Origin of the sequence: Shigella sp. FC1567 (assembly GCF_001743015.1) — a bacterium.
In the GTDB taxonomy this organism is placed as follows: Bacteria; Pseudomonadota; Gammaproteobacteria; order Enterobacterales; family Enterobacteriaceae; genus Escherichia; species Escherichia coli.
The window spans coordinates 13,291-27,590 of the sequence record NZ_MIIV01000355.1 but is presented as its reverse complement, the minus strand read 5'-3'; the positions used below and the strand labels follow the sequence as shown (position 1 = coordinate 27,590).

At 51.2% G+C, this 14,300-nt stretch carries 11 protein-coding genes; 1 reads left to right on the top strand and 10 read right to left on the bottom strand.

Annotation, left to right across the window (positions count from 1 at the left end; all coding sequences use genetic code 11):
- The 8 genes from BHE85_RS27660 to rlmD all read right to left on the bottom strand — a co-directional run.
- Positions 1-90: hypothetical protein (locus BHE85_RS27660; protein ID WP_047199464.1), on the bottom strand; the 90-nt coding region annotated here is incomplete at its 3' end.
- 106 nt (positions 91-196) lie between these two features.
- The gene (gene eno, locus BHE85_RS17780) at positions 197-1,495 is read right to left on the bottom strand and encodes a phosphopyruvate hydratase (protein WP_000036723.1); all 1,299 of its coding nucleotides are present in this window, start codon (positions 1,493-1,495) and stop codon (positions 197-199) included.
- A gap of 87 nt (positions 1,496-1,582) precedes the next feature.
- Complete coding sequence (gene pyrG, locus BHE85_RS17775) at positions 1,583-3,220, bottom strand: glutamine hydrolyzing CTP synthase (RefSeq protein ID WP_000210878.1); 1,638 nt, start codon at positions 3,218-3,220, stop codon at positions 1,583-1,585.
- Between the two features lie 227 nt (positions 3,221-3,447).
- On the bottom strand, positions 3,448-4,239 hold the full coding sequence (gene mazG / locus BHE85_RS17770) for a nucleoside triphosphate pyrophosphohydrolase (protein WP_001071648.1): 792 nt from the start codon (positions 4,237-4,239) through the stop codon (positions 3,448-3,450).
- Positions 4,240-4,309: 70 nt separating this feature from the next.
- A complete protein-coding gene (gene mazF, locus BHE85_RS17765) occupies positions 4,310-4,645 on the bottom strand; it encodes an endoribonuclease MazF (protein ID WP_000254733.1) in 336 nt (111 codons plus the stop codon).
- Entirely contained in the window at positions 4,645-4,893 is a 249-nt protein-coding gene (mazE, locus tag BHE85_RS17760; protein ID WP_000581937.1) for a type II toxin-antitoxin system antitoxin MazE, read from the bottom strand. The genes mazF and mazE overlap by 1 nt, the downstream gene beginning before the upstream one ends.
- Positions 4,894-4,970: 77 nt before the next feature.
- Positions 4,971-7,205 carry a GTP diphosphokinase gene (relA, locus tag BHE85_RS17755; RefSeq protein ID WP_000226815.1) on the bottom strand — a complete coding sequence of 745 codons (2,235 nt, stop codon included), beginning with the start codon at positions 7,203-7,205 and terminating at the stop codon, positions 4,971-4,973.
- Between the two features lie 47 nt (positions 7,206-7,252).
- Positions 7,253-8,554, bottom strand: coding sequence for a 23S rRNA (uracil(1939)-C(5))-methyltransferase RlmD (gene rlmD, locus BHE85_RS17750; RefSeq protein ID WP_000046825.1), 1,302 nt, complete (start codon positions 8,552-8,554; stop codon positions 7,253-7,255).
- 56 nt (positions 8,555-8,610) lie between these two features.
- On the opposite strand from rlmD, the gene barA reads away from it, so the two are divergent.
- Positions 8,611-11,367, top strand: a complete 2,757-nt coding sequence (gene barA, locus BHE85_RS17745) for a two-component sensor histidine kinase BarA (protein WP_000186450.1) — start codon at positions 8,611-8,613, stop codon at positions 11,365-11,367.
- A gap of 231 nt (positions 11,368-11,598) precedes the next feature.
- On the opposite strand, the gene gudD is transcribed toward barA, so the two are convergent.
- Both gudD and BHE85_RS17735 read right to left on the bottom strand, forming a co-directional pair.
- Positions 11,599-12,939, bottom strand: a complete 1,341-nt coding sequence (gudD, locus tag BHE85_RS17740; RefSeq protein ID WP_000098227.1) for a glucarate dehydratase — start codon at positions 12,937-12,939, stop codon at positions 11,599-11,601.
- 20 nt (positions 12,940-12,959) lie between these two features.
- Entirely contained in the window at positions 12,960-14,300 is a 1,341-nt protein-coding gene (locus BHE85_RS17735; RefSeq protein WP_000211745.1) for an enolase C-terminal domain-like protein, read from the bottom strand.

The following is a 14,300-nucleotide window of genomic DNA, read 5'->3' as shown; positions in this document are numbered from 1 at the left end:
CCCCAGAGAAGTCAGTGGGTTACGCAGAGAATCGTAACGGGATACCAGATCAAGAGCCTGTCCAATGTGCATAAAAAAATCCGGAAACAAGTGAGCGTTTCCGGATTCTTACACAGCCACTGGATCGGTCAACTGATCCTTAACTGATCGGCATTAATCCCGGAGGCTGGCATTTTTAAATCAGATAAAGTCAGTCTTATGCCTGGCCTTTGATCTCTTTACGACCGTTGTACGGTGCTTTTTCGCCCAGAGCTTCTTCGATACGAATCAGCTGGTTGTATTTAGCAACACGGTCAGAACGGCTCATAGAACCAGTTTTGATCTGGCCTGCAGCAGTACCAACAGCCAGGTCAGCGATGGTAGCGTCTTCAGTTTCGCCAGAACGGTGAGAGATAACTGCAGTGTAGCCAGCATCTTTCGCCATCTTGATTGCAGCCAGAGTTTCGGTCAGAGAACCGATCTGGTTGAATTTGATCAGGATGGAGTTAGCGATACCTTTTTCGATACCTTCTTTCAGGATCTTGGTGTTGGTTACGAACAGGTCGTCACCAACCAGCTGGATTTTGTCGCCCAGAACTTTGGTCTGGTATGCGAAACCGTCCCAGTCAGATTCGTCCAGACCGTCTTCGATAGAAACGATCGGGTACTGTTTGGTCAGTTCTTCCAGGAAGTGAGTGAATTCTTCAGAGGTGAACGCTTTGTTGCCTTCGCCAGCCAGAACGTATTTACCATCTTTGTAGAATTCAGAAGCTGCGCAGTCCATCGCCAGAGTGATGTCTTTGCCCAGTTCATAACCAGCAGCTTTAACAGCTTCAGCGATAACAGCCAGAGCTTCAGCGTTGGAACCCAGGTTCGGCGCATAGCCACCTTCGTCACCAACAGCAGTGTTCATGCCTTTCGCTTTCAGAACTTTTGCCAGGTGATGGAAAACTTCAGAACCCATGCGGATGGCTTCTTTCACAGTTTTCGCGCCAACCGGCTGAATCATGAATTCCTGGATATCAACGTTGTTGTCAGCGTGCTCACCACCGTTGATGATGTTCATCATCGGAACCGGCATAGAGTATTTGCCCGGAGTACCGTTCAGTTCAGCGATGTGCTCGTACAGCGGCATACCTTTAGCAGCTGCAGCAGCTTTGGCGTTAGCCAGAGATACAGCCAGGATTGCGTTCGCGCCGAATTTGGATTTGTTTTCGGTGCCGTCCAGGTCGATCATGATCTTGTCAATGCCAGCCTGATCTTTAGCATCTTTGCCAATCAGCGCCTGAGCGATCGGGCCGTTTACCGCAGCAACAGCTTTGGTTACGCCTTTACCCAGGAAACGGGATTTGTCGCCATCGCGCAGTTCCAGAGCTTCACGGGAACCAGTAGAAGCACCTGACGGAGCAGCTGCCATACCGACGAAACCACCCTCCAGATGTACTTCGGCTTCAACAGTCGGGTTACCACGGGAGTCGATGATTTCACGACCGATGATTTTTACGATTTTGGACATTAGGTTTTCCTCAAGTCACTAGTTAAACTGAAACTCCAGACAAACAACACGTACCCAGGGTACGCGTTGCCGTTCTAACTTTTTTACTTACTTCGCCTGACGTTTCTGGAACTCGCTGGCGGCTTTCACAAAGCCTGCAAACAGCGGGTGACCATCACGTGGAGTAGAAGTAAACTCCGGATGGAACTGGCAAGCCACGAACCACGGGTGATTCGGAACTTCGATGATCTCGACCAACTGATCATCCCCGGAACGGCCCGCAACGCGCAGACCTGCATCTTCAATCTGTTTCAACAGCATGTTGTTGACTTCGTAACGGTGACGATGACGCTCAACAATTGTCGGCGCATTGTACAGCTGGCGAACCAGGCTATCGTCAACCAACTGGCACTGCTGTGCGCCGAGACGCATGGTACCGCCGAGATCGCTCTTCTCGCTACGAACTTCAACGTTGCCGTTTTCATCGCGCCACTCGGTAATCAGCGCCACAACCGGGTACTTACAGTCTGGCACAAATTCCGTAGAGTTGGCGTTCTCCATGTTGGCAACATGGCGAGCGTAATCAATTAACGCCACCTGCATACCCAGGCAAATGCCCAGATAAGGAATATTGTTCTCACGCGCAAAACGCGCGGTCGTAATCATGCCTTCTACGCCACGATAGCCGAAACCGCCAGGTACGAGGATTGCGTCCAGACCTTTAAGGATTTCAACGCCGCGCGTTTCAACATCTTGTGAATCGATCAGTTTGATGTTGACGCTGACACGATTCTTCAGCCCACCGTGTTTCAGTGCTTCGATCACTGATTTATAAGCATCCGGCAGTTCAATGTACTTGCCGACCATACCGATGGTGACTTCACTTACCGGGTTCGCTTCTTCGAAGATAACCTGTTCCCATTCGGACAGATTCGCTTCCGGGCAGTTTAAGCTGAATCGTTTACAAATATAATCGTCCAGCCCCTGAGATTTCAACAGGCCCGGAATTTTATAGATGGAATCGACGTCTTTCAGAGAAATAACCGCTTTTTCCGGAACATTACAGAACAATGCAATCTTCGCACGTTCGTTCGCCGGAACAGCGCGATCTGAACGACAAATCAGGATGTCAGGCTGGATACCGATGGAGAGCAGCTCTTTTACAGAGTGCTGAGTCGGTTTGGTTTTGACTTCACCAGACGCTGCCATGTACGGCACCAGCGTCAGGTGCATAAACAGAGTGTGCTCACGGCCAATTTCAACAGCCATCTGGCGAATCGCTTCGAGGAACGGCAAGGATTCGATATCACCTACTGTACCGCCGATTTCTACCAGTACTACGTCATGACCTTCGCCACCTTCCAGCACGCGCTCTTTGATTGCGTTAGTGATGTGCGGAATAACCTGCACGGTTGCGCCGAGGTAGTCACCGCGGCGTTCTTTACGCAGAACGTCAGAGTAGATACGACCCGTGGTGAAGTTGTTGCGGCGGCTCATTTTGGTACGAATGAAACGCTCGTAGTGCCCCAGGTCCAGGTCGGTTTCAGCGCCGTCTTCAGTAACGAACACTTCCCCGTGTTGGATTGGGCTCATAGTACCTGGATCGACGTTGATGTACGGATCCAGTTTCATGATGGTCACATTGAGGCCACGGGCTTCAAGAATGGCTGCGAGGGAGGCTGCGGCAATGCCTTTACCCAGAGAGGATACGACCCCGCCGGTCACAAAAATATAGTTCGTTGTCATGCTGAACCTGAGAAGTTAGGTTGAAAAGACGATGGAATAACCAGGACGGGAAAGCAGTATACCCGAACATGACCTGTGCCACAAACTTTCATTATCCCTCCTCTTCGCCAGCGCACTATTGAAATCAGGAGTGAGAAAATAGCCCCTTTGGGGTAAATGTTTTTGACGCAAATCAAGCGCTTGTCATTTAAAAAATGACACAAATGGCACTTGACCGCGTAATTCCCTTAGAGATCAATTTCCTGCCGTTTTACCTGTTGCCAGACTTCTTCCATTGTTTCGAGGTCAACACCTGTCATTTCCAGTCCACGCGCGGCAACAATACGCTCCACTTCGCGAAAACGACGCTCGAATTTTTCGTTCGCTTTTTGCAATGCGATTTCTGCTTTCGTCCCTAAATGGCGAGCCAGATTAACCGTGGCAAACAGCAGGTCCCCCATTTCCTCCTCCAGTTTAGCCTGGTCGACAACAGCCTGCCGCGCTTCGTACATCACCTCGTCGATCTCTTCGTAGACTTTATCAACCACCGGGCCAAGCGTCGTCCAGTCGAAGCCAACGTTGGCGCAACGTTTCTGGATTTTTTGCGCCCGCATTAAAGCCGGTAAACTACGAGGAATATCGTCCAGCGCCGAATGCTGCGCTTTCTGCGCGCGCTCTTCGGTTTTGATTTGCTCCCAACGGGCAAGCACTTCACTACTGTTTTCGGCAGAACTATCAGCAAAAACATGCGGATGGCGACGCTCTAATTTATCGCTAATAGCAGCGCAAATATCATTAAAGTCAAAGCGCCCTTCTTCCTGAGCCATTTGCGCGTAAAACACCACCTGGAATAGCAGATCGCCCAGTTCACCGCGAAGATCGTCAAAATCTTCACGGGCGATGGCGTCCAGCACTTCGTAGGTTTCTTCAAGGGTGTAAGGCGCAATGGTGGCAAATGTCTGCTCTTTATCCCACGGGCAGCCGTTTTCCGGATCGCGCAGGCGCTGCATAATAGTGAGCAAACGATCGATTTGATTCATTGAATTGTCCTGAAAATTGCGGGTCTGTCAGGTGGAAACCTGTGACCAGAATAGAAGTGAGTTAGTAACACTACCCAATCAGTACGTTAATTTTGGCTTTAATGAGTTGTAATTCCTCTGGGGCAACTGTTCCTTTCTTCGTTGCTCCTCTTGCCCGCCAGGCGATTCTTTTTACCTGATCAGCTAACGCTACGCCATCACGTTCCTGACCGGATAAAACAACTTCGAACGGATATCCTTTTGATTGCGTTGTACAAGGAACACACAGACACATACCTGTTTTGTTGTTGTACATGAAAGGACTCAGGACAACAGCTGGACGATGTCCAGCTTGCTCGCTACCTTTTGTCGGGTCAAAATCAACCCAAATCAGATCGCCCATATCGGGTACGTATCGGCTTACCATTACCAGACTTCCTTATCTTTCGGCTCTCCCCAGTCGATATTCTCGTGGAGGTTTTCCGGCGTGATGTCGTTGACCAGTTCAGCAAGCGTAAATACGGGCTCTTTACGCACTGGCTCAATAATTAATTTGCCATCCACCAGGTCAATCTTCACTTCATCATCAATATTCAGATTGAGCGCCTGCATTAACGTAGCCGGGATCCGCACCGCCGGTGAATTTCCCCAACGCTTTACGCTACTGTGGATCATCACCCTTTCCTCAAACCGCTATCATATGTAGATACAGTATATATCAATCTACATTGTAGATACGAGCAAATTTCTGCCTAACTCCCGTGCAACCGACGCGCGTCGATAACATCCGGCACCTGGTTGAGTTTACCCAGCACGCGGCCCAGCACCTGCAGGTTGTAAATCTCAATGGTCATGTCGATGGTCGCCAGTTGCTGTTTGGTGTCGCTACGGCTGGCAACGCCAAGTACGTTCACCTTCTCGTTGGCGAGAATGGTCGTGATATCACGTAACAACCCACTACGATCATTAGCCACCACGCGGACCACCAGCGAATATCCGGCGGAGTAGCTCTCACCCCATACCGCGTCAACAATGCGTTCTGGCGCATGAGAGCGCAGTTCCGCCAGTTGTTCGCAATCGGCGCGGTGTACTGAAATACCGCGCCCCTGGGTAATGAAGCCGACAATCTCATCTCCAGGAATCGGCTGGCAGCAGCGCGCGATGTGGTGCATCAGGTTGCCAACACCTTCGACTACCACGCGACCGTTATCTTTACTGCGGTTTTGCGGCGTGTAGCTTTTTTGCTGAAGTTGCTTCAGCGCGGCGGCGTCCTGCTCTTCGGCACTCGGCTTATTAAATTGCGATTGCAGGAAGTTCACCATCTGATTGAGACGGATATCCCCGCCACCAATCGCCGCCAGCAACTCGTCGACATCATTAAAGTTGTAACGCGGCAGCAGATGTTTTTCTGCTTCTTTCAGGCTGATCCCCAGATGTTCCAGCTCGTCGTCAAGGATTTGCCGCCCAGCCAGAATGTTTTTGTCACGGTCCTGTTTACGGAACCAGGCGTGAATTTTCGAACGCCCACGGCTGGTTGTGACGTAACCGAGGTTTGGGTTTAACCAGTCACGGCTGGGGTTCGGCTGTTTCTGGGTGATAATTTCAATCTGGTCGCCCATCTGCAGCTGGTAGGTGAACGGCACAATGCGCCCGCCAATTTTTGCCCCGATGCAGCGGTGTCCGACATCACTGTGGATGTGGTAAGCGAAGTCCAGCGGCGTTGATCCCGCAGGCAAATCAACGACATCACCTTTCGGCGTAAAGACATACACCCGGTCGTCAAAGACCTGGCTGCGTACTTCGTCGAGCATTTCGCCGGAATCAGCCATCTCTTCCTGCCACGCAATCAGTTTACGCAGCCAGGCAATCCGGTCTTCATGTCCCGAACGTGCGCCGCCAGCTGCCGCGCCCTCTTTATATTTCCAGTGCGCAGCAACACCCAACTCTGCATCTTCATGCATCTGTTTGGTGCGGATTTGGATCTCAACGGTTTTGCCACCTGGCCCCAGAACCACGGTATGAATAGACTGATAACCGTTTGGTTTCGGGTTAGCGACATAATCGTCAAACTCATCCGGCAGGTGGCGATAGTGAGTGTGCACTATCCCCAGTGCGGCATAACAATCCTGTAAACGCTCGGCGACAATACGTACCGCACGCACATCAAACAGCTCATCGAAGGCGAGGTTCTTTTTCTGCATTTTGCGCCAGATGCTGTAGATGTGTTTCGGACGGCCATACACTTCAGCTTTAACGCCTTCAGCTTTCATCTCAGCGCGCAGATGACCGACAAACTCTTCGATATAGTGTTCGCGGTCGAGACGGCGTTCATGCAGCAGTTTTGCGATGCGTTTGTATTCGGTCGGGTGCAGATAACGGAAGCAGTAATCTTCCAGCTCCCATTTCAGTTGCCCAATCCCAAGACGGTTCGCCAACGGCGCGTAGATATTGGTGCACTCTTTTGCCGCCAGTACGCGTTCATCTTCCGGCGCATCTTTTACTTCGCGCAGATGAGCAATACGCTCCGCCAGTTTGATGACCACGCAGCGAAAATCATCGACCATCGCCAATAACATCCGGCGAACGTTATCGACCTGTTCGGAGGAAACAGAATCAGTGTGCGTCGCTTTCAGCTGGCGGATCGCCGCCATATCACGCACGCCGTGAATAAGGTTAACGACAGACTTACCGACGCTCTCACGCAGCACATCTTCGCTGACTACGTTGGCATCGGCCAGAGGGAACAGCAGCGCCGCCCGCAGCGTGTCAATGTCCATACTTAATGTCGAGAGGATCTCCACCATCTCAACACCACGCCACAATAACAGACTGGCATCCGGATGCCCCTGCGTCTGCTGCAGACAATACGCCCAGGTTTCGGCTAAGCACTCACACGACTTCTGGCTGGTAATACCCAGACTTGCGATCCATTTTTCCGGATCAAATTCACCAGCCTTATTGATATGTGCACTTCTTACCGCAACCATTGTCCTCTCCTTTAGGGACCAGACCTGCCGAAATCGGCAAATCGTAACTATTTAACGCGCGAGAAAAGTACCATCGATTCCAGATGTCCCGTGTGTGGGAACATATCCAGCATCGCCAGTCGCGCAATGGTATATCCTGCTTTTAATAACGCTTCGCTATCCCGAGCCAGCGTTGCAGGGTTACAGGATACATAAACTATACGAATAGGTTCCAGTTTTATAATTTGCTGCATAACACCTGCGGCACCTGCTCGCGCCGGGTCCAGCAACACTTTATCGAAGCCGTTTTTCGCCCACGGCTGCTTTGTGACATCTTCTTCAAGATTTTCGTGATAAAACGTCACATTCTGTAAGCCATTAAGACGCGCATTCTGCTGGCCTTTTTCCACCAGCGCCGGAACACCTTCTACACCGACCACACTGGCAGCTTGTGTCGCCAATGGCAGTGTAAAGTTGCCCATACCGCAGAACAGATCCAGTACGCGATCTTCAGGTTGCACATCCAGCCATTCCAACGCACTCGCTACCATTTTTTGGTTCACACCCGCATTGACCTGAATAAAATCGCGCGGGCTAAAAGTTAAGCGCAACCCGTTAGAGTCATACCAGGGCATCTCACCAGAGACGGTTTCGAGTATCTCACTATCGGGGGCGAGATACAGATCCAGGCCTTCAGAATGCGAAAAGCGTTCCAGTTTTTCGCGATCTGCCGAACTTAGCGGTGCGGTATGGCGCAAAATCATCAGCGTGCCGCTGGTTGCCTGTACCAGTTCAACATGACCAAGATGGCGCATTGCTTGTAAGCTGCCCAGGCATGCCCTGACTTTGGGCAGCAATGCTTCAAGTTGGGGCACTAAAATGGGACATTGTTTAACGTCGACAATGTCACTGGAGCCCGCTTTGCGAAACCCCATCTGAAGTTGCTGTGTTTTCGGTAAGTAGTTCAGACTTAAACGCGCGCGACGGCGATAGCCCCAGGGAACATCGGCGATCACTTCAGAGACTTCGTGTTTCATTAATCGGGCGAGTGCCGCACTTTTGCTTCGCTGCTGTAAATCCACGCTGGCGTGTTGTTGCTGACAGCCGCCGCATACGCCAAAATGAGGACAGCGTGGCGTTTCGCGTTCCGGGCTATCGCTTAACCGGCGTACGACTTTAGCGCGGGCATACTGTTTTTTATCTTCAGTAACAGTAACTTCCGCGTTTTCCTGCGGCAATAATCCGGGGATAAATAGCGTTTTGCCGTTATGTCGCGCCACGCCCTGACCAAAAGAGTCGAGGTCGTTGACTGAAACGGTTATGATCTGACGCGTCGTCGTGCGTCGTTTTGCAGAGTAGAATTGCGCCATTGGCGAGACTTTCTCAATTTAACAGTGTGACCTTAATTGTCACATAACGGAACTCCATGACCAACTACAGCCTGCGCGCACGCATGATGATTCTGATCCTGGCACCGACCGTCCTTATTGGTTTATTGCTGAGTATATTTTTCGTCGTGCATCGCTATAACGACTTGCAGCGTCAACTGGAAGATGCAGGTGCCAGCATTATTGAGCCGCTTGCAGTTTCTACTGAATATGGCATGAGCCTGCAAAATCGCGAATCTATCGGTCAGTTAATAAGCGTACTGCATCGTCGCCATTCCGATATTGTTCGCGCGATTTCGGTTTATGATGAAAATAACCGACTCTTTGTCACCTCCAATTTTCATCTTGATCCCTCATCAATGCAGCTCGGCAGCAACGTGCCGTTTCCTCGCCAGCTCACTGTCACTCGTGACGGCGATATTATGATCCTCCGCACGCCGATTATTTCTGAGAGTTACTCCCCCGACGAATCGCCCAGTAGCGATGCCAAAAATAGTCAAAATATGTTGGGATATATTGCGCTTGAGCTGGATCTTAAATCGGTTCGCTTGCAGCAATATAAAGAGATCTTTATTTCCAGCGTGATGATGCTGTTTTGTATCGGTATTGCGCTTATTTTTGGCTGGCGCTTAATGCGCGATGTAACCGGTCCGATTCGCAACATGGTGAATACCGTCGACCGCATCCGTCGCGGGCAACTCGACAGCCGGGTGGAAGGATTTATGCTCGGCGAGCTGGATATGCTGAAAAACGGTATCAACTCGATGGCAATGTCGCTGGCTGCTTATCACGAAGAGATGCAGCACAATATCGACCAGGCGACGTCCGATCTGCGTGAAACGCTGGAGCAGATGGAAATTCAGAACGTTGAGTTGGATCTGGCGAAAAAGCGCGCCCAGGAAGCGGCGCGTATTAAATCCGAGTTTCTGGCAAATATGTCACACGAGCTGCGTACACCACTGAATGGTGTTATTGGCTTTACCCGCCTGACGCTGAAAACAGAATTAACACCAACGCAGCGCGATCACCTGAATACGATTGAACGTTCGGCAAATAATTTGCTGGCAATTATTAATGATGTTCTCGACTTCTCGAAACTGGAAGCAGGTAAGCTGATTCTGGAAAGTATTCCATTCCCACTACGCAGCACGCTGGATGAAGTCGTTACTCTGCTGGCACATTCTTCTCACGATAAAGGGTTGGAACTGACGCTCAATATTAAAAGCGACGTGCCTGATAACGTGATCGGCGACCCACTGCGATTACAGCAAATCATCACTAACCTGGTGGGGAATGCAATTAAATTCACCGAGAATGGCAACATTGATATTCTGGTAGAAAAACGTGCGCTGAGTAATACCAAAGTGCAGATTGAAGTGCAGATTCGGGATACCGGCATTGGTATTCCTGAACGCGATCAATCGCGCTTATTCCAGGCCTTCCGACAGGCTGATGCCAGTATTTCCCGCCGTCATGGTGGCACCGGGCTGGGGCTGGTGATTACACAAAAACTGGTTAATGAAATGGGCGGCGATATTTCGTTCCATAGCCAGCCGAATCGCGGTTCAACTTTCTGGTTCCACATTAATCTCGATCTGAACCCGAACATTATTATCGAAGGGCCATCCACCCAGTGCCTCGCAGGTAAGCGCCTGGCCTATGTCGAACCAAACTCCGCAGCAGCGCAATGCACGCTGGATATTTTAAGTGAAACGCCGCTGGAAGTGGTTTATAGCCCAACGTTCTCCGCGCTGCCTCCCGCGCATTACGACATGATGTTGTTAGGCATCGCGGTGACCTTCCGCGAGCCGCTAACAATGCAACATGAGCGATTAGCGAAAGCGGTATCGATGACCGATTTCCTGATGCTGGCACTTCCTTGCCATGCACAAGTCAATGCTGAAAAACTCAAGCAAGATGGTATCGGCGCGTGTCTGCTGAAACCATTAACACCTACACGCCTGTTGCCTGCCCTGACGGAATTTTGTCATCACAAACAAAACACGCTTTTGCCTGTAACCGATGAAAGTAAGCTGGCAATGACAGTCATGGCGGTTGATGACAACCCCGCTAACCTGAAACTTATCGGCGCATTGCTGGAAGATATGGTGCAACATGTGGAACTTTGCGATAGCGGGCATCAGGCGGTTGAACGGGCGAAACAGATGCCGTTCGATTTGATCTTAATGGATATTCAAATGCCGGACATGGATGGCATTCGGGCCTGCGAACTCATCCACCAGCTCCCCCATCAGCAACAAACGCCGGTTATCGCGGTAACGGCGCATGCAATGGCCGGGCAAAAAGAGAAGCTGCTTGGCGCAGGGATGAGCGATTATCTGGCGAAACCGATTGAAGAAGAGCGATTGCATAATTTGTTGTTGCGCTACAAGCCTGGCAGCGGTATTTCCTCTCGCGTCGTGACGCCCGAAGTCAACGAAATTGTGGTGAACCCGAATGCGACCCTCGACTGGCAACTGGCACTACGCCAGGCAGCAGGAAAAACCGATTTAGCGCGCGATATGCTGCAAATGTTACTCGATTTCCTGCCTGAAGTTCGCAACAAAGTTGAGGAACAGCTGGTTGGAGAAAACCCGGAAGGCCTGGTTGATTTGATTCATAAACTGCATGGCAGTTGCGGCTATAGCGGTGTGCCGCGTATGAAGAATCTCTGCCAACTGATCGAACAACAGCTACGTAGCGGTACTAAAGAAGAAGATTTGGAGCCGGAGCTGCTGGAACTGTTGGACGAGATGGATAATGTCGCGCGCGAAGCCAGCAAAATTCTCGGGTAACGGACGTCTTGTCGAGTAGCAATCGGCTTTTTATGACGCTGGTTTCAGATTGGTGACAAAGTGCCTGTGTTTATGCCGGATGCGGCGTTAACGCCTTATCCGGCCTACAAAACCAATTAAATTCAATGAATTAAAAAATGATGTAGACCTGATACATAGCACAACAGGCTATTTTGCGTTTAGCATCAGTCTCAAGCCGGCTCCAGATAGAGCCGGTTTTGGTTTTCTGTCTTAACGCACCATGCACGGGCGCTTGTTATCGAACGTCCAGCCAGGAATCAGATACTGCATTCCCATCGCATTGTCACGCGCGCAAAGCCCGTGTTTCTGATACAGCTCATGGGCTTTCATCACTTGATCCATATCGATTTCTACACCCAGCCCCGGTTTTTCCGGCACCTGAACCAGACCGCCTTTGATCTCAAACGGTTCTTTGGTCAAGCGCTGATTGCCTTCCTGCCAAATCCAGTGCGTATCAATCGCGGTGATTTTACCCGGTGCAGCGGCGGCAACATGGGTAAACATCGCCAGGGAAATATCGAAGTGGTTGTTTGAGTGTGAACCCCAGGTCAGGCCAAATTCATGGCACATTTGCGCCACACGTACCGAACCTTGCATCGTCCAGAAATGCGGATCCGCCAGCGGGATATCAACGGATTGCAGGGAGAGCGTATGGCCCATCTGCCGCCAGTCGGTGGCGATCATATTGGTTGCGGTCGGCAGGCCAGTTGCGCGACGGAACTCTGCCATCACTTCACGCCCGGAGAAACCTTGCTCCGCACCACACGGATCTTCTGCATAAGCCAGCGACCCTTTCAGGTATTTACCAATTTTAATCGCTTCGTTCAGCGACCAGGCACCGTTAGGATCGAGCGTAATACGCGCCTGCGGGAAGCGTTGCGCCAGTGCCACAATAGACTCGGCCTCTTCTTCCCCGGCCAGTACACCGCCTTTCAGTTTGAAATCGTTGAAGCCATATTTTTCATACGCCGCTTCCGCCAGGCGCACCACCGCATCCGGCGTCATCGCTTCTTCATGACGCAGGCGATACCAGTCGCATGAGTCATCCGGCTGGCTTTGATACGGCAGCGGTGTGGCTTTGCGATCACCGACGAAGAACAGATAACCGAGCATTTCGACTTCGCTACGCTGTTGACCATCGCCCAGCAGGGATGCCACGTTTACCCCCAGATGCTGCCCCAGCAGATCCAGCATTGCCGCTTCTATCCCGGTAACTACATGAATAGTGGTACGCAAATCAAATGTCTGCAAACCGCGCCCACCAGCATCACGATCGGCAAAAGTATTACGCACCAGCGTCAGAACGTTTTTGTATTCACCCAGCGTTTTACCTACCACCAGCGGAATCGCATCTTCCAGCGTTTTACGGATTTTCTCGCCGCCGGGAATTTCCCCTACGCCAGTGTGACCAGAATTATCTTTGATAATCATAATATTACGCGTAAAGAACGGTGCGTGTGCACCACTCAGATTCATCAGCATACTGTCATGACCCGCCACCGGGATGACCTGCATTTCAGTAACAACAGGCGTCGTAAATTGAGAACTCATATTTATGTCCTTTTTCAGAATCAATGACGGCCGAAAACGGGACGTTTACGGTCAAAGGTCCAGCCGGGGATCAGGTACTGCATCGGACCTGCGTCGTTACGCGCACCGCCAGGCAGACGTTTATAGGCCTCATGTGCCTTTTGTACCTGTTCCCAGTCCAGTTCCACGCCCAGACCGGGCGCATCAGGAACGGCAATTTTTCCGTTTTTAATCTCCAGCGGATTTTTGGTCAGGCGACAATCGCCCTCCTGCCAAATCCAGTGGGTATCGATAGCGGTAGGATTACCCGGTGCCGCCGCGCCCACATGGGTAAACATCGCCAGAGAGATATCGAAATGGTTATTAGAATGGCAGCCCCAGGTCAGCCCCCAGTCGTCGCAAAGCTGCGCCACACGGACTGCACCGGAAAGCGTCCAGAAGTGCGGATCGGCAAGTGGAATATCTACCGCATTGAGCATCACCGCATGACCCATTTCGCGCCAGTTGGTGGCGATCATGTTAGTCGCGACGGGCAAGCCGGTCGCCCGCCGAAACTCCGCCATAACTTCACGACCGGAGAAACCCTGTTCTGCGCCGCATGGATCTTCGGCATAGGTAAGAACATCATTCAGCCCTTTGCATAGAGAAATGGCTTCATCAAGTAGCCAGGCACCGTTGGGATCAACGGTAATCCGCGCATCAGGGAAGCGTTTCTTCAATGCACGAACAGTGTCGATTTCTTGCTCGCCAGGTAACACCCCGCCCTTAAGTTTGAAATCTTTAAAGCCATAGCGATCCTGTGAGGCTTCCGCCAGACGCACAACGGCTTCGCTGTTCATCGCTTTCTGATGGCGCAACTGATACCACTCATGGTTGCCCGGCGTATTTTCCAGATAAGGAAGATCGGTTTTGGTCCGATCACCGATATAAAACAGATAACCGAGGACGGTAATAGTCTCGCGTTGCTTGCCTGGCCCCAACAGTTCGCAGACCGGAACATTCAGCGCCTTACCTAGCAGGTCAAGCAAGGCGGCTTCCAGCGCCGCCACGGCATTAACGTGCAATTCAAAAGTCCAGGCACCTTTGCCGAAGGTATCAAAATCGGCTGCCTGATTACCTTTATGCACCTGCTGAACCACTTTATTCAGGCGCGCAACTTCCTGGCCCAGAACCATCGGAATAGCATCGACCAGTGTTTGATAAATCACCTCTCCGCCCGGCGCTTCACCAATGCCGGTATGCCCGGCGTTATCGGTGAGTACCACAATATTGCGGGTGAAATATGCGTTATGTGCCCCACCAATATTAAGCAACATGCTATCGTGCCCGGCGACCGGAATGACTTTCATATCAGTAATAACAGGACTGGATTGTGTCGTCAT